We start from the raw sequence: 23,926 nt of genomic DNA on the forward strand, positions 1-23,926 counted from the left end.
GTGGAATGCATTTTTTTCAGCCGACAAAGATAGCGATTCTTTTTAATAATACATATTTTACGAATATTGCTTATGTTACCTTGTCGTGATATGAAAACAACCTTGTTTAAACTCGTAACGAACATAGCATTTCTTTTGCAAACGCAAATCCTGTAACACTTCCGCCAACACGCTTTTCAACTTTTCTTCCGGGGCTTCTTTACGCCCGTCTTTCTTAAAACGTGTATACGCCACGTCAAAAGTTGTCCCGTACACGTGAGCGGAATTAGCACTGGCATTTCCATTACTCTTTCGCAAATCCTTCACGCTGGATCCCGTGCGCAACACACTTGTCACGACAATACTATGGGAAGGCAATCCTTTCTGATACAGGGAATCTTTAAAATTTCGAGCTATATCAGCCAATAAATCACAGGCCTCCGGGACAAGATAAGGCTCCGAATGTGTTAATTTATCTACCTGGAATAATTTACAGGATTTAATCTCTTTTAAATTCCGATCTGCCTTACTCAAATCCTCCGACGATTTCAACGGAGTAATTCCCAACCGCTTGGCAGATGACAGATGCCTGTCATTTAGATCGTTAAAAGTTCTCTGGTAATTTTTAAAATAAACAAAAGGCTTTTTACTCTTTTCATTTTCCTTACAAGCCCCGACCCATATCAACAACACGCACACTACCGTATAATACCACACCGTTCTTCTCATCTATCTATTCATTTTTCACTGGTTCCACATGCACGGCCACGTGAGTATGTGATCCGTATTTAGCCCTCAAACGATTCTCAATACCGGTAGCGACCCCATGAGCCTCCCGAACGGTCATATCCGGCTGTAAGCGGATATGCACTTCTATAGCGAAATCATTACCGATACGACGAGTTTTCAAATTATGAGGATCCTTTATTTGCGGGTCTTCATCTATTATCGCAATTATTTCCCTTTCAATCTCCTCCGGCAAAGATCGTTCCAATAAATCATTCAAACAAGGAATCAAAAGCCGGATGGACACTTTTACGATGAAAATACTCACGATAACGGCTGCTATCGGGTCAAGTACCCGCCAGTCTTTCCCTAGAAAAATAGCCCCGGCAATCCCCAAAGCAGTACCGATAGACGAGAAAGCATCCGAACGATGATGCCAAGCATTTGCCACAACAGCTTGGCTTTGCACCTTATGCCCCACGATAACCGAATAACGGTAAAGGACTTCTTTCACCACGATCGAAACAAGAGCTGCTATCAAAGCTATTAAATCGGGAGCACCTAATTCTTCTCCTCGATAAAAAGCAAGTATCTGATTCAACCCGTTCCAGAAAATCCCTGTCCCGACCATCAACAAAACAATCCCGATAATTGCAGTTGCCAATGTCTCATATTTACCATGCCCGTAATCATGCCCCGCATCTTTGGGTTTGGCAGAAACTTTCACGAAAATCAAGACGATTACATCTGTTACAAAATCGGATAAAGAATGTACTGCATCAGCAATCATGGCACTACTTTTCCCTAATGTTCCCGCAACAAACTTGAACACCAACAAAAAGAAATTGGCAATTGAACCAACAATTGTAACCCTATATATTTGCTTTTCCCGGCTTTCCATCGATAATAGCTAAATGTTTGCAAAGTTACAAGAATTAATGTAATTTTACTGCAGGATTTTAGAACATTTCAAATGTTTAAACATACAAAAATTCAAATTACAAAACGAATCAAAACATGAAACTTTTAGATGAATTCAAAGCTTTTGCCCTGAAAGGGAATGTGGTAGACATGGCTGTCGGTATCATTATCGGTGGTGCATTCGGAAAAATCGTATCATCACTGGTCAGTGACATCATCATGCCTCCTATCGGAATGCTTATCGGTGGTATGAATTTCACCAATTTACATATCGTACTGCAAAAAGCCCACATGAACGAGGCCACAGGCAAAATGGTCGAAGCTGTCACGCTCAACTACGGTAATTTTATACAAACCACAATCGACTTTTTGATTATTGCCTTCTCCATCTTTATCGCGATCAAATTCATGAATAAATTGAGATTCAAGAAAGAAGAGGCCCCGGCTCCTGCTGCTCCTCCTGCCCCATCAAAAGAAGAAATTCTATTGACAGAAATTCGGGATATCTTAAAAGACAAACACTGATACAATTTACGATTTAAGATTTACGATTTATGATTTAAAAGAAAGGTAAGTTGTATCATTAACCTCTAAAATCATAAATCGTAAATCACAAATCGTAAATCCACTACCGAATTTCCCCTATCTTGCATACCTCAATAAACGAAGCACCTTTACCATGCCCGAAACTTCCCCCGACAACCACCACGTAGTCATCCGCCTTAATACCATTTTGCATTAACATCTCCGGAAGATCATTCATAAACTCATCCCGGGACATCGGCTTCTCTGTATAATAAGGATACACCCCGAACGAGAGCGCCAGTTCACGCATGACCCGTTCATTATAGCACCGGGCATAAACCGGTAGATCACTTCGAAAAGCAGACAAATAACGGGCCGTACGTCCGGAAAGCGTGTCAACCACGATCGCCTTAATTGGCAACATCAATGCTGTTTTGACAGCAGAACGAGCCAACGCTGCCGTAATCTCGTTATTTATACGCACCAAACTTCTCCCCGCATCCGGAGGGACTGTTCCCTCGTTCTCCTCTGCCACTTCACGCATCACGTTTACCGCCTCCTCAGGATATGCACCGTAAGCCGTCTCCCCGCTCAACATGATCGCATCCGTTCCCATGTAAATCGCATTCGCAATATCACTGATCTCCGCACGAGTCGGTCTGGGATGCTCAATCATCGTGTGCAACATCTGTGTGGCAATAATCACGGGCTTCTTACTTTCAATACATTTCTTAACAATATATCGTTGAATCTTAGGGATTTTTTCCGCCTCGATCTCGATTCCCAAATCACCGCGGGCAACCATCACCCCGTAAGCATAATCCAAAATCTCGTCAATATTATCCACTCCCTCCTGATTCTCAATCTTGGCAATAACCTTGATTTTACTTCCCCGGGCATCCAAAATAGCCTGTATCGCCATAACATCCTCCTTATTACGTACGAATGAATGAGCTATAAAATCCAAATTGTTATCTATCGCGAAATCAATAAACGCCCGGTCTTTACCACTCAATGATTCCAACTTTAAAGAAGCTCCCGGCACATTCACGCTCTTACGATTCTTAATAACAGCCTCGTTTGTCACCATCATTTCCAGATAATGATCCTTCTTCTCAACAACGACCAACTCCACGTCCCCATCGTCCACCAACACCTTGTCACCAACCTTTATATCTTCTGCAAAATAAGGGTACGACACGTGTATCAATTTCCCATCCATCTTCAACTCCGGATCACCCGTCAGATAAACCGTTTCTCCCCGATCCACGTGCATCGGTTCATCCATAAGCATGGTTCTCACTTCCGGTCCTTTCGTATCTATCAAGATGGCTATATTATCCGAAACTTTTCGAACATTCTCCACTACCTTCAACGCCTGCTCCATATCCTGATGAGCTGTATTCAACCGCACCACGTTCATCCCGGCACGATATAACTTCTCTAAAAACTCTACCTCACATCTTTTATCAGATATGGTAGCCACAATCTTAGTCTTCTTCATATCATTAATAATAATCGTTATTTTTCGCGTATTTTCCCAACTTGTAACCTGTAACGCGGGAATCCGTTCACATAAAAGCTTGTAATGCAAGCTCATAAGATTTCAACCCAAAACCGGCAATTACTCCCCGGCAAACAGGTGTCAAGAAAGAAACATGACGGAACGCTTCCCGCTTTGCCGTGTTAGAAATATGCACCTCGATCACGGGACAAGGGACTGCCGAGATAGCATCCGCAAGCGCGATCGAAGTATGCGTGTAGGCCCCTGCATTCAAAATGATCCCATCATAGGAGAATCCCACCTCATGAATTTTATTGATAAGCTCCCCCTCCACGTTCGACTGGTAATACTCAATCTCTACCATCGTGTAAAAATCTCTCAACCCCGACAGGTAATCCTCGAAAGAGGTCTCCCCGTAAATATTTTTTTCCCTGATTCCCAAAAGATTAAGATTGGGACCGTTTAAAATCAATATCTTCATATTCTCCGTTTTTACTGAATACAAAATTAACAAAAAAAACAATGAGACCGGACATTTTAACCCGGATTTAGGCATTAAATTTCGATTACAAGACTTAATAATAAAAATTATGAGTGTTAAACTTGACAAAACTGTTACAACTCAAAGAAAAAACTCATACCTTTATCTGGCAAAATCTATCAAAATACTCTTGAGATAGGTTTAAAGTGGTGAATTAGAATTTGTAGTATTTATTTTGTAACATAGCTAAAAATGATTTGGAACGAAGCGATAGACAGTTTTCGGACTTATTTGGTTTTAGAAAAATCACTATCAACCAACTCGGTAGAAGCTTATTTGAATGACATCAGAAAGCTGGGGGCCTATTGTGAACAACGGACACCCTCATTGACTCCCAAAGAAGTGTCCTATGACGTATTAAACGAGTATATCTCCGCCCTCAAAGACACCGGGGTTACCCCTCGTACTCAAGCTAGAAGCATCTCCAGCATCAAATCTTTTTTCAAGTATTTGTTATATGATGGAGCTATCGGACATAACCCGGCAAACTCACTTGATGCACCAAAAATAGGAAGAAACCTTCCCAGCGTCCTTAGCGTCGAAGAAATTGAAGCCATGATTAATGCTGTGGATCTGACCAAACAAGAAGGACAACGTAACAAAGCAATCCTCGAAACATTATATTCTTGCGGTTTACGCGTATCCGAACTTGTCAACTTGAAGTTATCACAAATTAACTTCCGGACAGGATACATCAAAATCAACGGAAAAGGAAACAAGGAACGGATTGTTCCACTGGGAGCGAAAGCAAAAGACGAAATCCGTTGCTATTTGAAAAAAGATCGTGATAGGATGAAAAAAGCAAGAGGATTCGAGGACATTCTCTTTTTAAACAAGATGGGGAAATCTCTTTCCCGCGTAATGATATTCAACATCATCAAGGAAGCAGCACTCCGTGCCGGCTTGAATAAAGTAGTATCACCACACACCTTCCGCCACTCATTTGCTTCACACCTGGTAAACGGAGGAGCAGACATTCGCACAGTTCAAGATATGCTGGGACACGAATCTATCTTGACAACGGAAATTTACACACACCTGGATAACTCGTACCTTAGGGATACCATCACAAATTTTCACCCCAGAGCAAAGAAATCCCGCAAATGATCCTTATATTTGTATCCAGTATTCAAAAGTATTGGATACAAATACACGAAAACACATGGAAAACAAACAAGATATATTAAAACAGTTGTCCAGCAACGACATGGACGTCGTTAGAGGAGCTATCGAACAAATAAAACAAGAAGGAGACATTTCCATCGCCCCCGAATTGCTGGATATTTTGCTACAAAGTCAGGATCCGAACATGATTACCAACCTCACGGCCTTACTCTCGGACGTGAAAGAATCCGACTTCAAAACGGTCTTGATGGATAAATTGATCAACGCCCCCGATCGTAGCGGTAAAGCCAATTTATTGCGCATCTGTTGGGAATCAGCTATCGATTTTTCAGAATACCTGGACGTGTTCGTTGATATGCTATTACATGAAGACTTTATCACGGCACTAGAAGCATCCACTGTCATTGAAAACTTACACGGCAACATCCCGGAAGAAAAAATTCACATAGCCATCCAGCGCTTAAAATCCGAAAGCAATGAAAGCAACGCCTTCTTATTGGAAGGTACCATCCCTCACCTAGAAGAGATGCTTCTCAAGGAAGAAGAAGAAGAGGAAGAAGAACATCATCACGATCACGGGCACGATTGTAGTTGCCATTGCCATGACTAGTTATCAATTATCAATAAAGCCACTCTTTCACCTGTCCAACTTTCTCATCCAAAGGCATATTCCCATCTAACCACTTAATGTCAAATCCATCCCGTTCCATTTTACGAAACCATGTCATTTGACGTTTGGCAAACTGATGGATGGCAATATTTAATTGTTCCACCATATCGTCATACTTCAACTCTCCGGTCAAATACAAGGTCAAATATTTGTACTCCAACCCGTAATAGATCAGATCTTCCGGCTTTATCCCCTTATCAAGCAATCCCTTCACTTCATCAACCATACCCGCTTGTAAACGAGTGTGCAAACGTTCGGTAATTCGCTTCCTACGAGTTTCCCGATCAAACAACACGCCAACAATCAACGACTTTACTTCCGGGAACTCCCCCTCCTCCGGTTCATGAGTTTTATAATACTCGGCAATCTCGATAGCCCGAATAGCTCGCTTCACCGTGTCCGTATCCGTGGTATTATGCAACGAACGATAAGAAGCCAATATACCCGATAACTCTGTCAAAGACTTATGAGCCAACTGCTCCCGTAACTCGGGATTCTCCGGAACAGGAGTCATCCGGTAAGCTTTTAGGATAGACTCCACGTACAAACCGCTTCCCCCACACAAAACAGGAAAAACACCTCTGCGTTCGCAATCCCTCCACACTTTTAAAAACTCCTGTTGGTACATGAACAGATTAAAACGAAACCCGGCATCAGCAATATCAATCAAATGATAAGGCACACGTCTCCCCTCGTAAACATATTCGTCCAAATCTTTCCCCGTGCCAAGATCCATTCCACGATAAATTTGTCTCGAATCGGCTGAAATAATCTCTCCTTTCAGTTCCGCGGCCAAACGTACCGCTAAAGAGGTCTTCCCTGTGGCCGTAGCCCCCAAAATGGTCAGTAAATTATACATGAATATTGCTCTATGATGATACCTGTTTTTATCTCTCCCGACAAAGATAGCTTTAAAAGTGGCAAGATTCATCTCCCCTCCGATTTTTTTCTCTGAGTTAATACCAACTAATGCCAAAAAGTGTTATATTTGAAAGCGACAAATAATACTACTTATTAAAAAATTATAAAACAGCAACTATGATAAATGATGACATCATTCGCTTAAGAGCTTTAGAACCTGAAGACTTGGAATGCCTGTATAAATGGGAAAACGATATGGATCTGTGGGAAGTCAGCGACACGCTTACCCCTTTCTCCCTGTTTACGTTAAAGAAATACATCGAAACTTGTCATCTGGATATATATACCACCAAACAACTCCGCTTAATGATTGAAAGAGTGGATACGAACGAGCGGATTGGACTAGTTGACCTCTATGATTTCGACCCGTACCATCAGCGTGCCGGTATCGGAATTATGATCCACAATACGGAAAATCAAAAACAGGGCTACGCGACAGCCGCCATTCGCCTGATGATCGACTACTGTTTCGAAACATTGGGACTAAACCAGATTTACAGTAGCGTACCCAGTGGCAACATTGGCAGCCGCAAACTCTTCGAAAAACTTGGTTTCGTGCAGACCGGATACCGAAAAAATTGGCTCCGACGAGGAAATGGCTGGGAAGACATTGTATATTTCCAACTACTAAATCAATAAACCAAATCAAGGCTGTCAAAAGTAAATAGACAGCCTTTTTTCTTCATTTTAGAAGGTTGTCCAAAAAGTTTATTAAACCCAAACGATTATGAAACACTCGTTATTACTAGTTTGTCTATTCTCAGGATTCTTGACGAAAGCTGCTATTCCGGAAAAAACAATTCAAGCCACCATTACCGACATTCAGGCAAAAGGAGTTACTAACACCATCGCCATCGAAACCGGGGTACGACAAGTCGCTCATCTTTGGCAACCACAAGATGGCACAGACTCCGAATTCCAAGAATTTTGCGTGAAAAACTACATCACCACTCCCGAACAAAAACAACAAGTATTCCAAAAAGTAAGTCATTACTTCGAAGCCCTATGGGGACATTTTAATGAAATCACGCTTCAACTTCAATTAAACCTGCACCAAGACAACGGTCCTCTTCATGACATCGATCCCATGTTCGGTGCTTATAGCCCCGGCTCTCATTTGATCAACGATCTTTACAACAATAAAATCGGCTTTATCATTGCCCTCAACTTCCCGGAAGTACCTTTACAGGACAAGGAAAAACTAGGCTCCGACCGCATGGCTTGGGCCTATGCCCGTCTTGGTGATGTATTCACCCAACGGGTTCCGGCAGAACTAATCCAAGCCGGAGTAAAAGCGGAAAGTGATGCCGACGTGTACATTTCAAGCTACAACATCTACATGGGCCACGTGTTAAACGCCAAGGGGCAAAAACTCTTCCCCGAAGACAAAATCTTACTTACCCATTGGAATTTAAGAGACGAAATCAAGGCCAACTACAACAAAGGAAAAGAAGGCTTGTCCAAGCAACGCACGGTTTATGAAGTCATGAAACGGATTATCTCGCAGGAAATTCCCGTGCAAGTCATCAATTCCGGAACTTACGACTGGAATCCTTACACCAACACGCTCACCCAAAACGGACAAACCGCAACGGGAACCCCGGAGGCGACAGAACGCTATCAACGTATGTTGAATAACTTCCACGCCATGAAAGCCATCGATCCTTACACCGGTAAAAATTTCATTGAAAGGAAATTTTCGGGAGAAATGGAAGTATCGGTAGAAGATGTAAAAACTCTCTTCACCCAATTTCTCTCTTCACCGGAGCTGAAAGAGGTCGGTAAGATCATCTCCAAACGCCTGGGCCGAAAACTGGAAGCTTATGACATTTGGTACGATGGATTCAAACCCCGCAGCAACCTGGATGAAACCAAACTGGACACACAAATTCAAAAACTTTACCCCACTGCCGAAGCTTTTAAGGCAGGACTTCCTTCCTTGCTCGTGCATTTAGGGTTCACCCCCGAAAGAGCAAACGAAATTTGCGATAAAATAGCCGTGGATGCAGCCAGGGGTTCAGGACACGCGTGGGGAGCCGCCATGAAAGGCCAACAATCACACCTCCGCACTAGAATCCCGGCAGAAGGTATGAATTACAAGGGATACAACATTGCCGTCCATGAATTCGGCCATAACGTGGAACAAACCATTTCCATGTACAACGTCGACAACTTCATGATGGCAGGAGTCCCCAATACCGCCTTTACCGAAGCCCTCGCTTTCGTGTTCCAAAAACGGGATCTGCAATTACTGGGCATCGAAAACCATGATCCGGAAAAAGACAACATGGACATTCTTGATAAATTCTGGAGTCTATACGAAATCATGGGTGTATCCATGCTTGACATCTCCATCTGGGAATGGTTGTACGCGAACCCGAATGCGACAGCCGAGCAGCTAAAAGAAGCCACAATCAACTTATCAAAAGAAATATGGAATAAATATTACGCTCCTGTTTTTGGCAAAAAAGACGAAACGGTTTTAGCCATCTATTCTCACATGATCAGCTATCCGCTATACTTGTCAGCGTATGCATTCGGTCAAATCATCGAATTCCAACTGGAAGACTATCTTAACGGCAAGAATTTCGCTCAAGAAGTCGATCGCATTTACCGTCTGGGACGTTTAACTCCAAACGAGTGGATGATACAAGCCACGGGCAATGACCTCAGCGTGGAACCCATGATACATGCTTTACAAAAAGTAATTAAAAAATAATTTCCTCTATAACCAGAGGAGGGAGAGAGTTAGAAATATAACAACAGCCGATGGAACTAAAAGTAACCATCGGCTGTTGTTATATTTCACCCTCATTTATTTTTCTTTCTCGGCGATCATCAATTTATCGTTCTCCTTATCATACCCCACATCCAACTCCGTTCCCTCTGCGACTCCTTTGATAATCACCTCTGCCAACTCATCCTCCAGATACTTCTGGATAGCTCGTTTCAGCGGACGGGCACCATACTGCGGATCATACCCTTTCTCGATGATGAAATCTTTCGCCTCTTTCGAGATCGTAATCACCAAACCGAGATCGTTCACCCGTTTAAACAGACTCTTCAACTCGATATCGATAATCTTATAGATATCCTCTTTCGTCAAAGGATTAAACATGATAATATCATCAATACGATTCAAGAACTCCGGCGAGAAAGCATTCTTCAACGCTTTCTGAACAACACCCCTGGCGTACTCGCTATTTCCCTCCATATTCTGAGAACCGAAACCGATTCCCCGACCGAAATCTTTCAACTGACGGCTACCGATATTGGATGTCATAATCACGATCGTATTTTTGAAATCTACTTTCCGTCCCAAACTATCGGTCAACTGCCCGTCATCCAACAACTGTAACAGAATATTGAACACATCCGGGTGAGCCTTTTCGATCTCGTCCAGCAACACCACAGAATACGGTTTACGACGTACTTTCTCGGTCAACTGCCCACCTTCCTCGTATCCCACGTATCCCGGAGGTGCACCCACCAGTCGGGACACGGCGAATTTTTCCATGTACTCACTCATATCTATCCGGATCAACGCATCCTCGGTATCAAACAAGTAACGGGCCAGCACCTTGGCCAACTGCGTCTTCCCGACACCTGTCGGTCCCAAGAAAATAAATGAACCGATCGGACGATTCGGATCTTTCAACCCGGCACGGTTTCGGTGTATCGCCTTCACGATCTTCTCTATCGCTTCCTGCTGCCCGACAACACTCTCGCTCAATTCATCATGCATCTGCAACAACTTCATTCCCTCGGTCTTGGCAATACGTTTCACCGGAACCCCGGTCATCATAGCCACCACCTCGGCAATATGCTCTTCGGTCACGGTCACCCGGTTCTCCTGCAAATCCCGTTCCCAATTTACCTTCTCTTCTTCCAACTGCTTCAACAACTGTCGTTCCTTATCCCGGAAAGCAGCCGCCACCTCAAAGTTCTGTTGTTTCACGGCCTCCTTCTTCTTCTCCTTCACCTCTTCCACGTCCTTCTCCAACTGCTCGATAATAGGTGGTACATTTATATTGGATATATGCACTCTCGACCCCGCCTCATCCAAGGCATCAATCGCCTTATCCGGCAAAGCCCGATCGGAAATATAACGGGTTGTCAGTTTTACACAGGCCTTGATCGCCTCGTCCGTGTAACGCACGTTATGGTGATCCTCGTAACGGGACTTAATATTATTCAATATTTCCACCGTCTCGTCAAACGAGGTCGGTTCCACCAGCACCTTCTGGAAACGACGCTCCAAGGCTCCATCCTTCTCTATATTCTGGCGATACTCATCCAACGTCGTTGCCCCGATACATTGAATCTCTCCGCGGGCCAACGCCGGTTTCAACATATTGGCCGCATCCAAGTTACCCCCGGAACTTCCGGCCCCGACAATCGTGTGAATCTCATCGATAAACAAAATGATATTCCGATTCTTTGCCAACTCGGCAAGAATCGCTTTCATCCGTTCCTCGAATTGACCGCGGTACTTCGTTCCCGCCACGATAGAAGCAATATCCAAAGAAATCACTCGCTTGTCAAATAGCACCCGCGACACCTTCTTCTGAACGATACGCAAGGCAAGGCCCTCGGCAATAGCCGATTTACCGACTCCCGGATCCCCGATCAACACCGGGTTATTCTTCTTACGACGGCTCAGAATCTGTGCCAAACGCTCGATCTCCCGATCACGTCCCACGATCGGGTCCAAAGCCCCCTCTTCCGCGGCTTTCGTGATATCATTCCCGAAATTATCCAACACGGGAGTATCGGATTTGGAAGAAACAGGCCCTCCCTGACGATAAGGATTATACATCGAAGATTCATCATCTCCCTCTTCCGGATCATCCCCTTCGTCATTGAACTCGGACTGCATCCGCATCTTCTCTTTTAGCACGGCCTCTTTAAAGATGTCGTAATCTATATTCATAGTTTTAAACAACTTTGTCACAAAACCGGCTTGATTTCTCAATATGGCCAGCATCACATGTTCCGAATCCAGTTCATTATCCCCCAGATCCCACGCCTCGTCGGATACACGCTTCAACACGCTATTCGCCGCTAATGTAAAGTCAAAACTTTCCACTTTATCGGATTTATAACGTTTACCCCCCAGGCGTTGCTCTATCTTATCTTTCACCTCGTAAAAATCCAATCCCAAAGACATCAATATATCAATCGCCCTTCCACTCCTCAACTTCAACAAACCCAAAAACAAATGCTCCGGGTAAATTTTAGAATTTCCCAGTCGCTTTGCTTCCTCGCCTGCCGAAGTCATAATCTGTTTTAGTCGTCTTGTATCTTCTTTTCCCATATTTTCAATGCCGCCCTTCCACGGCTTTACTTGTTACTTTTTATTTATCGTAAAGATAAACGATATACTTCAATATTCAAAATAAGTCCACAAGCATTTACTCCCCTTCAAAACATCCTCCTCCTCATGAACCCATTAACGTGTTAAACTCTTCTTCGGTCAAAATAGTTACATTTAACTTCTGTGCTTTTTGCCATTTACTCCCGGCATTCTCTCCCGCCAGCAGATAAGTCGTCTTGCTAGACACGGAATCACTGACTTTTCCCCCGGCCTTCAAGATCATAGCCTTAAAATGTTCCCGCGGTAACGAAAGAGTTCCCGTGATCACGAAGGTAGTTCCGGCCAACCGATCGGATTCTCCCTCCTCTTCCTGCATTGTTCCGCTAATACCATATTGCAAAAAGCGTTCCATCATCTCCCGGTTCTCCGTTTTTTCAAAATAACGGATCACGCTACCCGCCATCTGCTCCCCGATATCTTCCACCTCCGTCAGCTGCTCAAATGTCGCGTCCATCAACTTCCGGACCTCCTTAAAATGACGGGCCAAATTTCTCGAAGCCGTCTCTCCGATATAGCGAATCCCCAGTGCATTAATGAATTCCGGCAGATTCCTCTGCTTTGATTTCTCGATCCCGGCAATCAAATTATCCACCGATCTTTCCTGTAAACGATACACGCTCAAGGTGTTCATCTTCCGGATCAACTTTTCCTTCCCCTGCAAAAAACGATACACCCGCTCGGCATCCTCACGTGACATTTCGTCAGTCTCCGCGATCTCCTCCAGCGTTGCCGTGTACAGACGGTAAATGTAGTCAAACTTAACCGACAACAACCCCGCCTTATGGAAATCAATTCCGGGTATATCCAGCGCGTAAATCACCACATCCAACGGCAGCATATCCACCTCCCCGGCCTGCTTCAAACGCTCCAGCGGCTCGTTGAACGGCATCCGGAAATACTCCAATATTTTATTGACACTTTTCTCCCGGTCACCGGGGAATTGCAAGCTTCCAACAGCCATCAACTCCTCTTTTGAAGCCCCGGCCAATTTCGCCAAACTACCAAAATGCTCTGCCAAAACATCCGCGTTTTTGGCAGATATATTCTTCATCCCGATCTCAAAAGCGTAAATCACCTTCCCCAACGGAATACTGGTCATCACGTAACTCTCCGGGTAAAGAATCTTTTCCAACCCGATCAACTCCTCTCTCCGAGAGGGCAGTGTATAAATATCCGCGATATCCCGGATAAACCCTTTCGTCAACAACAAATCAATGGTCTCCCCTCCCATACCCTCTATATCCATCGCCTTCCGGCTCACGAAATGTTCCAGTTTCCCGGCAATCTGCGGGGGACAATGATCCTCATTCGGACAATAATGATTTGCCTCTCCCTCATGGCGAATCAACGCGGTGCCACACTCCGGACAACGCGTGATAAACTCGATCTCCGGGGCATCCGCCACCCTCTTTTCCACGTCTACCCCAACGATCTTCGGGATAATCTCTCCCCCTTTCTCCACGTACACCATATCATGCTGATGCAAATCCAACTCTCGAATAATATCCTCGTTATGCAGCGAAGCCCGCTTCACGGTAGTACCCGCGATATGAACCGGTTCCAGATTCGCCACCGGAGTAATCGAACCGGTACGTCCCACCTGGTAATCCACGCTAAGCAATCGCGTTTCCACCCGTTCCGCCTTAAACTTATAAGCCACAGCCCAACGCGGCGATTTCGCCGTGTATCCCAATTGCAATTGTTGCCTGATACTATTCACCTTGATCACGATCCCGTCAATCGGTACCGGAAGATTCTTCCGTTCCACATCCCACTTGTGAATAAAATCTAGAATCTCATCAATATTGTGACACAACTCGATATACGGGGGAACATTAAAACCCCACTCCCTCGCTTTCATCAAATTCCCGTAATGCGTCGGGGTCAACGTGATTTCTCCGGGCACGTAATACAAATAACAATCCAACTGCCGTTTGGCAACAACGGACGAATTCTGCAACTTCAACGTACCCGCCGCCGCATTCCGCGGGTTGGCAAACAAAGCCTCTCCCGCCTCCAGCCGCTCCTCATTCAATCGATTAAACACGGCAAAAGGCATCAGAATCTCCCCCCGAATCTCGAACTCCGCGGGATAATCCTCCCCCTGCATATGCAACGGCACCGTTCGAATAGTCCGTACATTCGTTGTCACGTCATCCCCCCTCACGCCATCACCCCGTGTCACCGCCACCTGCAAATTACCCTCCTCGTAGCGCAGGCTGATAGAAGTCCCGTCATACTTCAACTCGCAGACATACTCCACGTCATCCCCGCCGATACCTTTCCGCACCCGCTCGTCAAAATCCCGGATCTCCTGTTCGCTATACGTGTTCGCCAAGGACATCATGCCATACTTATGCGCCACCTGCACGAACTCATTCGTCGTGTCATTCCCCACCCGCTGTGTCGGTGAATTCGGATCAAACATCTCCGGATGCTCCGCTTCCAACCTTTCCAGCTCGTGCATCAACTCGTCAAACTTCTGATCGGTAACCACCGGCTCATTCTTCACATAGTACAAGTAGTTGTAATACTCCAACAACTTTCTCAACTCAACAATTCTATCCATAACAATTTCAAGCTACAAGTTACAGGCTACAAGTTAAAATTTCAGATGTATTCAGGTCATAACCCGCAATTTGTAACCTGTAACTTGTAACCATGGTAAAAAAGAGATTGAATCTCCTTTTCATCATGTACAAAGATAATCGTTATTGATGGAGATTGTGGGAAAAAATAATTATTTTAGCGGAATAATTTTATAAAAACAAACTACAACACTACACATGAGGCACAAACATACATCGTTATTCTTAAATGCTCTGACAATAGGCATATTGCTTACATTCACTCTCATCACTCCCGGTAAAGCCCAATTTGTTGATCTCGGCCAAGACCCGTGCAGCACCCGCTGGCGACAAATCAAAACGGATAACTTCCAGATCATCTACCCCGACTTCTTCGAAGACAACGCCCAATACCTGGCAAACATCTACGAGAAACTATACGCCCATGCCAACACCCTCGGCATCACTCCCAAAAGGATATCTATGATCGTGCGGGCCAACGGTGGCGTGTCAAACGGAAATGCAAGCTGGGCCCCCAAAAAAAGTGAACTCTACACGGCTCCCCCGCAGGAAGTCAGCGATGCCTGGTTAGAACACCTATGTATCCATGAATTCCGTCACGTCGTGCAATACGACAAAGTAAATCAAAGCTTTACCAAAGCATTATATTACATCTTCGGGGAACAAATCACGATGGCCGTCATCGGGGTATATGTCCCCATGTGGTTTCTCGAAGGAGACGCCACGGTATTCGAGACCTCTGTCGGTAAAGGCGGGCGCGGACGTTCACCCGAATTTCTCAACCAAATGAAAGCCCAGATCACGGAAAAAGGAATATACACCTACTACAAGGCCGTACTCGGCTCTTACAAAGACTTTGTTCCCAACCACTACGCCCTCGGCTACTACATGGTCGGGAACAGCCGTGTTCACTACGGTCCCGCCATCTGGCAGAATGCCCTCACCCGGGTCGGGAAACGCCCGTACGGGATCACGCCTTTCTCCCGCAGCCTCAAACTCACGATGAACGAAAAACGGGACTCCATTTGGTCCTCCCGCCATTTCCAATCTCTTTTCATCAACCCCGACAGCGTGAAACAGGCCAACACCTATTGCGATGCCAAACGAACCCTCTACCGGGACAACTTCAGTGAACTCCAACAAATATGGAAACAGGAGGCCGACCAAGTACCCCACGCTTTCGACACCATCGCGACCGCGAACAAAATATACACGAACTACCACTACCCGACAGCCACCCCGTCCGGCCAAATCATCGCCTACAAAGAAGGACTTGCACAAGAAGGAACTTTCGTTTTCCTACACCCGGACAAAGACGAAATCATCACCCGTACGGGAATCCTGTATGATTACAAATTTGCCTACCAAAACGAAACACTCCTATGGTCCGAGTACAAACACCATCCCCGCTGGGAACACGGGGGCAAAATGGTCCTCGCCAGCTATGACCTACGCCACAAAAAATATCACCGCTACCCCACTCGGCAGAACAGGTACGCCCCCTTTGCCGTAAACGGAAACTGGGGATTCGTAGAAGTTGACAAGGAAGACAACGCCTCCATCGTGATCCTTGACAACACGTTCCAGAAAGAAATATTCCGGGTAAAAGGCTCGGGAGACGAACTATTCGTGCACCCTTCCTACGACGGGAAAAACAATATCGTTACCGTGGTAGTCTCCTCGAAAGGCAAACACCTTGAATCCATCGATATTCAAACCGGCAAGCGTACCCCGATCACCGCCTGCACACCCTACGAAATCGATAACCCGATCACCGTGAACGACCAGATCATATACCGGGGAGCCTTCGACGCCAACAACTCGTTCTACCGGCAAACCCAACCGCGGGAATTCGGGACCAACATACTAAACTCCAAATTCGGACTGCGCTACCCGATCGTTACCCCGAACAAAGATTCACTCTTATTCTCATTCTACACCTCCGACGGGTACAAACCGGGGAAAATTGCCATCAGCCAACTGGAAAACAAACCGATAGACACACGAACCTTCCGCATCGCCGACAGCGTGACACGACAAGAAAACTGGCAATTCAAATTAACCGCCGACTCCACCTATGTCAGCCGAAAATACAACAAAACCTCCCACCTCTTCAACTTCCACAGCTGGGGTCCCATCTTCCCGGATGCCGAAGACGTGGACATTGACTTCGGGGTAGCCGTCAGTTCCCAGAACAAACTAAGCACCCTGTTCCTGACCGCGGGATTCGTGAGAGGAAAAGGGTATGAACACGGCAACTGGCAGGTAAAAGCCACCTACAAAGGATTCTGGCCCACCCTGCAACTGGAATTCAAAAGCGGACGCAACGACGACTTCATGCAAGACTACGCGATAAAAAACATTCTAACCCGGAAAATCGACACGATTCGTACCATTTACAAATCACAACGCACGAAAGGAACCGCCACGGTGCAGTTCCCTTTCAACATCTCCCGGAAAAACTATTCCCGTTACATCCTCCCATACGTGAAATATGAAATTCAAGCCGTACACTCGATAACAGCGAAACATGCCTACCTGTTGAACCACAACCGGTGGTACAGCCTACCTTCCAACACCCCGTACAACTCCGTGCTCGCGAACCCGGATGATGTAAAACTCCAGATCATGCGCTACGGGCTCGTGCTCAGCAACCAAACCCGGATGAGCCAGCGGGACATCTATCCCCGCTGGGGACAACGTCTGGAAATAGGATACACCCACACACCTTTCGACGGCTTGGACTACGGCGACACCCAATGGGCGGATGGACGTTTATACCTTCCCGGATTCTGGAAACATCACTCCTGGACGCTTTATTTTGGTCATCAACTGAAATCCAATAAAACAACCAACTACTACGGAAACCAGATATACTCCCCCCGGGGAGCCTCCCTCTACGGGTACAACCTGTCAACGCTGAAAATCTCCTACGCCTTCCCCTTCTGGTACCCGGATGCCCACGTCGGACCGCTTCTCTACATGAAACGATTCACGGCTGAACCCTTCTTTGACACCGGTTGGGAAAAAAATCGTTATTGGGACAAAACCTACCACTCCTATGGAATCGAAATCTCGGCCGCAACCCATTTCTTCCGTCTCCCGTTCCCCGTAAACATCGGTTTCCGAACCGGATACGAGACGAAAAGTAACTCCATGTTTGTCGACATGCTCTTCTCGGTAGCCTTCACCATTTAATCGATTCAAAATATTCGGATTCCCACAATTTGGAAATCCGAATATTTTGATTACCTTAGGAGCAATCAAAAAACAAACTTATGACTCTCAAGGAAATTGCCGCGTTATCAAATGCCCAAGTAATCCACGAAAACAACCATCTCGACAAAACCATCCGCCACGCCTTCGCTGCCGACCTGATGAGCGATGTACTCCGGTTAGATACCAGCGAGATGATTCTCATCACGGGACTCGCCAACTTACAAGTGATTCGCACGGCAGAAATGTCTGACATCAATTTCATCCTATTTGTTCGAGGAAAACAAGCCACCCCCGATATGGTAGAACTAGCCAAAGAATGCAACATCGCTATCCTACAAAGCAAACAAAGCATGTTCAAAGTTTGCGGACTCCTGTACGAAGCAGGGCTAGAACCCATCTATTAAAAAACAAACACCATGGAATTCAACTATAACATCGAGGGGGGAAACTTTTCTCGTGCCGGAACCGCCTCCAGCGAGGTAAAAAAAATATTGAAACAACTAAACGTCAATCCCGCCGTGCTAAAGCGGATTGTAGTTGCCCTCTACGAAGCAGAGGTAAACGTGGTTGCTCACGCCTATGAAGGCACCATGCAAGTGTCCATCGACCCCGCGGTCATCACCGTGGTCATCAGCGACCGGGGCCCCGGCATTCCGGACATCGACCTCGCCATGCAGGAAGGATACTCCACGGCCTCACCCGAAGTCCGGGAAATGGGATTCGGGGCAGGCATGGGTCTACCGAACATGCAGAAAAACTGCGACAAACTAACCATCGAATCCAAAGTCAACGAGGGAACAAAAGTCACGATGACCACGTTTTTCTAATCGCCACGGGCGATTAGAAAAAGCTAACTGCTAAAAGTTGAAAGTAGGAAATTAAGAAGTGTCAGTCTTGTGCGGCTGGAATCTAAAATCCAAAATCTAAAATCATAAATCGTAAATCATAAATCTAAAATTAATCATGGAACCGTTCTACCACGCGTTAAAAGTCGCCAGTACCGCCTGCATCGGATGCACACACTGCATGAGCCTTTGCCCCACGCAAGCCATCCGCATTAAAGGAGGCTTGGCGACGATAAACAAAAATGCTTGCGTAGACTGTGGCAAATGCCTCAAGTCGTGCCCGCAACATGCCATATACGTGGAACAGGACGATTTCAACCAAATATTCAACTTCAAACACCGGATCATCCTTCTCCCGACAGTCCTTTTCGGACAATTCTCGGAAGAGATCACGGAACAACAAATCTTCGCGGAACTCCACCAGATGGGATTCACCGAGGTAATCGAGGTGGCACAAGCATCGGGCATTCTGGCAAAAGCCATACAACGTCACATGGAAAAGAATTCCCACGAGCGTCCCTTCCTTTCGTCCTTCTGTCCCGCGATCGTCCGGTTGATACAAGTACGATTCCCCTCGCTGATTGACCACATCGTGCCGTTGAAACAAGCCATGGACCTGGCAGCCATCTTTGCCCGCAAAAAATACCTTGACAAAAACATTTTGCCCGATGACGTCGGAATATTCTATGTCACGCCCTGCGCGGCAAAAATAGCGGCTGTAAAAAGCCCGGTGGGAGACGATCAATCCAACATCGACGGGGTTATCAACCTGAATTTCATCTACAACAAAATACAACTGGGCCTCACGCAACACCGGGATCAACCCGTGGAAACGGTAACCGAGCGCACGTATCTCTCCCCCGAATCCATCGCCTGGGACTTGTCGGAAGGGGAAGCCTCCAAATTTGAAGGCCGTTGCCTGGCAATCGACGAAATCCACAACGTGATCGACATCCTCGAAAAAATAGAAAATGACGAACTCACCGACATCGACTTTCTTGAATTGCGAGCCTGCGACCACTCCTGCGCCGGAGGGGCACTCGTCGTGAACAACCGGTTCCTCACCATCGAACGCTTGCGCAAACGGATGCAAGCCAGCAAACACGAACAACAGCCACCCGATTTCGATGACATACAAGAATACGAATCCTACCTCTTCCGACAAAGTAAACTCAGCGGGGAAATCCCGCCGCGCTCCATCGAACAACTCGACGAAAACATGCTTGTTGCCATGGAGAAAATGGAAAAATTAAACCGCATCATGAGCGTTCTCCCGCGTATCGACTGCGGGGCCTGCGGCGCACCGGCCTGCCACACGCTGGCAAGGGATGTCGTTCAAGGAAAAGCGAAACTCAACCAATGCGTGTTCATGCAAAAACTCCTGTGCAACGAAGCCTTGATGACACCGGAAGAATCCCTCGAACTCTCAGAAAAAACGTGGGGATTAAAAAGATTTGGAGAATAAACAAGCAAACAACATATTCACGAAAAAACATAAACTACGAATTATGACAGTACAAGACATTGTTTCCCAACTAAACCTCACGGTATGCTCCGGACAGGAAGGTTTACAACGAGAAGTTAAAGGAGGCTACACGTCCGACCTGCTAAGCGATGTCATGGGACACGCCCAAGAAGGCGATATATGGATCACCCTCCAAACACACAAAAACGTCATGGCCATCGCCTCCCTGAAAGAAATCGCCGCCGTCATTCTGGTGAAAGGACACGTTCCGGAAGAAGACACCCGGGAAGAAAGCAATAACGAAAACATACCCATCCTCACCACCCCGTTACAAACATTCGAGATCACGGGACAACTCTACAAACTACTTCACCCGTAATCGCGAATCTCATGGAAATCCGGGCCGATCTACATATACACACCGTGCTGTCACCTTGCGGAGATCTCGACATGAGTCCCGCGAACATCATCGGCATGGCATTGCAGAAAGGCCTCTCCCTCATCGGGATCTCGGACCACAACTCCACCCGGCAAGCCCCCGTGATCCGCCAACTGGGCGAACAACAGGGGGTACGGGTTCTTTGCGGAACGGAAATCAACACGGCGGAAGAGGTTCACGCCCTCGCGTACTTCCCCACCTTGGAACGCCTTGCCGAATTCCAGTACTTCCTGGATCTCCACCTCCCGGATATAAAAAACAACCCGGACAAATTCGGTTACCAAGTCGTGGTGGACGCTATGGAACAAATCATCTACGAAGAAGAGCGACTACTGATCACGGCCCTGGACGTCGATATAAACACGATAGAACACACCGTTCACGCGCTGGATGGCATCTTCATCCCGGCCCACATCGACAAACCCCGTTTCAGCATCCTCTCGCAACTCGGCTTTGTCCCCAAAGACTTGAAATGCGAAGCGCTTGAACTCAGTCCCCACACGACACGGGAACAATTTCTTCAACAAAACGCCTATTTATCCGGATACAAATTTATCCGTTCTTCCGACGCACATTATGTTGACGACATCGGTAAAGTTTTTTCGATACTCTCGCTACCGGATTTGTCATTCGATTCCATTCGGTCGGCCATCACCGCACACGTCTCCTGATGTCCCATACCGTTATACCCGCGGGATGAGTTCTCCATTTCAGCATCGCATACCTACATTTTCTCGACGATTTTATCAACGATAAACACCCGACTGCTTATCAAAAGTCAGTCTTTTAATAACTACCTCCCCTAACCCCTCCTTGCTCAGGAGGGGAAACCGCTTGGTAATCAACCCTCCCCCTATGTAAGGGGGAGTTGGAGGGGGTAGCTTGTTGATAGGAATAAAACTTGTTAGATAGTCCCGTTGAATTACTCTCCTACTTTGCTTAAAAATAAGTTTTTTGACACACCCCACACACGTGAATTCAAGCTCAACATCAATTAAGCCTGAATTAATGTAAAATAAAGCTATCAAAATGCAATCATATAGCCATCATGTAGCGACCCGCTCCCATTCCCCTCCCATTCCGCTCCTATTCCCCTCCCATTAAAATATGAAATTATTGTAGTACCATAGCAATTATTAACAGGGTGATGGGTTTATGGTAGCAATTTGATCACAGCCTAATAGCTCTATCAAATAGAAGCTCCAATAGAAAACCGATATTACAGGGATATAATTTTACATGATTTTTATAGCAAAAAACGAACGTTTATTAATATCACAAATATAGATATTTTTGTCTAAAGCAAAACTATATTGCGTATTTTTTAATATTCTGTCGATCAAGTAGAAAGCAAAGTAAACATTGATATTCGCCATTTTATTGATGGTCAGTATTTCAATATAATAAAACGTTCATTTTTTGATACCCCCAAAAAACACTATGGATAGTCAAAACACATTGCCACTCAAGAAACTACTCGTTGCTGAAGACAACGAAAGTAATTTTCTTTTACTCATGACTATCTTGAAAAAAGATTACCAGATCATCCATGCCGTAGATGGTTTGGAAACCATCCAAAAATACAGGGAATACTCCCCCGACGCGATTCTCATGGATATCAAAATGCCGAACATGAATGGTTTGGAAGCCACCCGTGAAATCCGGAAGTTAAACACGTGCATCCCCATTATCGTTGTGAGTGCTTTTGCCTTCGACGGTGACAAACAGGAAGCACGCCAAGCCGGTTGCACTGACTATCTTGTAAAACCGATCGACTCGCGTTTATTAAAAGAAACTTTGAAGAAGTATCTTCCCTAAGGGAAAACAAAATTCTCACGATATACATCTATTTCCCGATACACGAATCACAAAAATCAACGTGTCGAAATACTGAATAATTTCTACATTAGAAACAATCTATATAATGGCAAGTTGATAACAAATTTCTTGTTCACATGAATAATTTAACTATATTTGGAACGATTTTTCGTGCGATTGAAATAAAACCAGGGGAAAAAAGTAAAAACTATAAGAATGCGTGCTTCTCATTCAAGAAAAAATGGAGTAATTAATACAGGTATTACATGCAAACGTTATCGGACCATATCCTAGATATAGCCCAGAACTCGATACGAGCCCAAGCTTCCCGTGTTGAGATTGACTTGCAAGAGAATATAACAGAAGATTCTCTTGTCATCACGATCAGAGATAACGGATGTGGCATGGACGAAGCCACCGCGGCCAAAGTTACCGATCCTTTTTTCACGAGCAGAACCGTGCGTAAAGTCGGGTTGGGGATTCCCCTATTCAAACAGAACGCAGAAGCAACAGGGGGAACCTTGAAAATAAGATCCAAACCGGGAGAAGGTACCACCATCGAGGCAAAATTCGGTCTTTCACACTGGGACAGACCACCACTGGGTGATGTGGCAGGAAGTATCGTGATTCTCGTGTCGGCCAACCCGGGGATCGATTTCACGTACCATCATGTCACGGAGAAAGGGGAATACACGTTCGACACGCGTGAAGTAAAAGAAATACTGGAGGGAGTCCCTCTAAATGACCCGGAGATCGTGATGGCATTGAGACAAATGATCCGGGAAAACATCAAAGAGATTACATAAACCAATTAAAACAAAATAACCTTAATCATTTTATATGGAAAAAATCAAATCACTCGCGGACCTCAAACGCATCAAAGAAAACGTGCAGACGAAGATTGATCTTCGAGAGAAAAGTGAACAGGTTGAAAACCTGATCCAGATTAAAGTGGCTATGGCAACTTGCGGGATCGCCGCGGGCAGTAAGGACACCATGAACTACTTTATCGAGAACCTGGAGAAAAACGGGATTACAGCCGTGGTGACACAAACGGGATGTATGGGGTACTGCTACGCGGAGCCGACCGTGGAAATCACAAAACCGGGGAAAGACCCGATCGTGTTCGGACACGTCACCGAGGAACGAGCCGAAGAAATCATCCAGAAATACCTGAAGAATGACGAACTCGTGGCCGATATCATTCCGGTGAATTTTGAAACGATCTAAAAGAAAAAAACAGCTAGAACAACTAATCAAAAC

Annotated in this window: 21 protein-coding genes and 1 pseudogene; 14 read left to right on the forward strand and 8 right to left on the reverse strand. The window is 45.6% G+C overall.

Annotated elements, in window-relative coordinates:
- Positions 1–75 precede the first annotated feature (75 nt).
- A complete protein-coding gene (locus tag D8S85_RS07295) occupies positions 76–708 on the reverse strand; it encodes a DUF5715 family protein (RefSeq protein WP_106480142.1) in 633 nt (210 codons plus the stop codon).
- A 4-nt stretch (positions 709–712) separates the two neighbouring features.
- Complete coding sequence (locus D8S85_RS07300; protein ID WP_127074924.1) at positions 713–1,606, reverse strand: cation diffusion facilitator family transporter; 894 nt, start codon at positions 1,604–1,606, stop codon at positions 713–715.
- Between the two features lie 116 nt (positions 1,607–1,722).
- Here D8S85_RS07300 and mscL point away from each other — a divergent pair, with 116 nt between their 5' ends.
- A complete protein-coding gene (gene mscL, locus D8S85_RS07305) occupies positions 1,723–2,151 on the forward strand; it encodes a large-conductance mechanosensitive channel protein MscL (RefSeq protein ID WP_106480144.1) in 429 nt (142 codons plus the stop codon).
- 103 nt (positions 2,152–2,254) lie between these two features.
- On the opposite strand, the gene pyk is transcribed toward mscL, so the two are convergent.
- Together pyk and aroQ are read right to left on the reverse strand one after the other, a co-directional pair.
- Complete coding sequence (pyk, locus tag D8S85_RS07310; RefSeq protein ID WP_106625008.1) at positions 2,255–3,655, reverse strand: pyruvate kinase; 1,401 nt, start codon at positions 3,653–3,655, stop codon at positions 2,255–2,257.
- Between the two features lie 67 nt (positions 3,656–3,722).
- On the reverse strand, positions 3,723–4,136 hold the full coding sequence (gene aroQ / locus D8S85_RS07315) for a type II 3-dehydroquinate dehydratase (protein ID WP_106625009.1): 414 nt from the start codon (positions 4,134–4,136) through the stop codon (positions 3,723–3,725).
- A gap of 252 nt (positions 4,137–4,388) precedes the next feature.
- Here aroQ and xerD point away from each other — a divergent pair, with 252 nt between their 5' ends.
- Together xerD and D8S85_RS07325 are read left to right on the forward strand one after the other, a co-directional pair.
- On the forward strand, positions 4,389–5,303 hold the full coding sequence (gene xerD / locus D8S85_RS07320; RefSeq protein ID WP_106480145.1) for a site-specific tyrosine recombinase XerD: 915 nt from the start codon (positions 4,389–4,391) through the stop codon (positions 5,301–5,303).
- A 55-nt stretch (positions 5,304–5,358) separates the two neighbouring features.
- Positions 5,359–5,931 carry a hypothetical protein gene (locus D8S85_RS07325; protein ID WP_106480146.1) on the forward strand — a complete coding sequence of 191 codons (573 nt, stop codon included), beginning with the start codon at positions 5,359–5,361 and terminating at the stop codon, positions 5,929–5,931.
- 10 nt (positions 5,932–5,941) lie between these two features.
- Here D8S85_RS07325 and miaA read toward each other — a convergent pair whose 3' ends face one another.
- Positions 5,942–6,850, reverse strand: a complete 909-nt coding sequence (miaA, locus tag D8S85_RS07330) for a tRNA (adenosine(37)-N6)-dimethylallyltransferase MiaA (protein WP_106480147.1) — start codon at positions 6,848–6,850, stop codon at positions 5,942–5,944.
- Positions 6,851–7,029: 179 nt separating this feature from the next.
- Between miaA and D8S85_RS07335 the strand changes: the two genes are divergently transcribed.
- Both D8S85_RS07335 and D8S85_RS07340 read left to right on the forward strand, forming a co-directional pair.
- Positions 7,030–7,551, forward strand: coding sequence for a GNAT family N-acetyltransferase (locus D8S85_RS07335; RefSeq protein ID WP_106480148.1), 522 nt, complete (start codon positions 7,030–7,032; stop codon positions 7,549–7,551).
- 88 nt (positions 7,552–7,639) lie between these two features.
- Positions 7,640–9,631 carry a hypothetical protein gene (locus D8S85_RS07340; protein ID WP_127074925.1) on the forward strand — a complete coding sequence of 664 codons (1,992 nt, stop codon included), beginning with the start codon at positions 7,640–7,642 and terminating at the stop codon, positions 9,629–9,631.
- Positions 9,632–9,727: 96 nt separating this feature from the next.
- On the opposite strand, the gene D8S85_RS07345 is transcribed toward D8S85_RS07340, so the two are convergent.
- From D8S85_RS07345 to ligA, 3 genes and pseudogenes are all read right to left on the reverse strand, one after another.
- Complete coding sequence (locus tag D8S85_RS07345) at positions 9,728–12,229, reverse strand: ATP-dependent Clp protease ATP-binding subunit (protein ID WP_106480150.1); 2,502 nt, start codon at positions 12,227–12,229, stop codon at positions 9,728–9,730.
- A 124-nt stretch (positions 12,230–12,353) separates the two neighbouring features.
- Complete coding sequence (locus D8S85_RS22330; protein ID WP_455423434.1) at positions 12,354–13,178, reverse strand: helix-hairpin-helix domain-containing protein; 825 nt, start codon at positions 13,176–13,178, stop codon at positions 12,354–12,356.
- Positions 13,179–14,858, reverse strand: a pseudogene (ligA, locus tag D8S85_RS07350) (NAD-dependent DNA ligase LigA); the annotation flags it as partial.
- A 217-nt stretch (positions 14,859–15,075) separates the two neighbouring features.
- Here ligA and D8S85_RS07355 point away from each other — a divergent pair.
- From D8S85_RS07355 to D8S85_RS07395, 9 genes are all read left to right on the forward strand, one after another.
- The gene (locus D8S85_RS07355) at positions 15,076–18,075 is read left to right on the forward strand and encodes a hypothetical protein (protein ID WP_228423151.1); all 3,000 of its coding nucleotides are present in this window, start codon (positions 15,076–15,078) and stop codon (positions 18,073–18,075) included.
- 80 nt (positions 18,076–18,155) lie between these two features.
- Entirely contained in the window at positions 18,156–18,500 is a 345-nt protein-coding gene (locus D8S85_RS07360; protein WP_106480152.1) for a DRTGG domain-containing protein, read from the forward strand.
- Positions 18,501–18,512: 12 nt separating this feature from the next.
- Complete coding sequence (locus D8S85_RS07365; RefSeq protein WP_106480153.1) at positions 18,513–18,923, forward strand: ATP-binding protein; 411 nt, start codon at positions 18,513–18,515, stop codon at positions 18,921–18,923.
- A gap of 136 nt (positions 18,924–19,059) precedes the next feature.
- Positions 19,060–20,406 carry a [Fe-Fe] hydrogenase large subunit C-terminal domain-containing protein gene (locus tag D8S85_RS07370; RefSeq protein WP_106480154.1) on the forward strand — a complete coding sequence of 449 codons (1,347 nt, stop codon included), beginning with the start codon at positions 19,060–19,062 and terminating at the stop codon, positions 20,404–20,406.
- Positions 20,407–20,449: 43 nt separating this feature from the next.
- Positions 20,450–20,785 carry a DRTGG domain-containing protein gene (locus tag D8S85_RS07375; RefSeq protein WP_106625011.1) on the forward strand — a complete coding sequence of 112 codons (336 nt, stop codon included), beginning with the start codon at positions 20,450–20,452 and terminating at the stop codon, positions 20,783–20,785.
- Between the two features lie 11 nt (positions 20,786–20,796).
- Positions 20,797–21,516: a PHP domain-containing protein gene (locus D8S85_RS07380; RefSeq protein WP_106480155.1), complete on the forward strand. Its 720-nt coding sequence runs from the start codon at positions 20,797–20,799 to the stop codon at positions 21,514–21,516.
- A gap of 769 nt (positions 21,517–22,285) precedes the next feature.
- On the forward strand, positions 22,286–22,663 hold the full coding sequence (locus D8S85_RS07385; RefSeq protein ID WP_106480156.1) for a response regulator: 378 nt from the start codon (positions 22,286–22,288) through the stop codon (positions 22,661–22,663).
- Positions 22,664–22,929: 266 nt separating this feature from the next.
- Complete coding sequence (locus tag D8S85_RS07390) at positions 22,930–23,469, forward strand: ATP-binding protein (protein WP_106480157.1); 540 nt, start codon at positions 22,930–22,932, stop codon at positions 23,467–23,469.
- Between the two features lie 34 nt (positions 23,470–23,503).
- On the forward strand, positions 23,504–23,893 hold the full coding sequence (locus D8S85_RS07395) for a (2Fe-2S) ferredoxin domain-containing protein (RefSeq protein WP_106480158.1): 390 nt from the start codon (positions 23,504–23,506) through the stop codon (positions 23,891–23,893).
- Positions 23,894–23,926 lie beyond the last annotated feature (33 nt).

The sequence above is a fragment of the Butyricimonas faecalis genome, assembly GCF_003991565.1.
GTDB lineage: Bacteria > Bacteroidota > Bacteroidia > Bacteroidales > Marinifilaceae > Butyricimonas > Butyricimonas faecalis.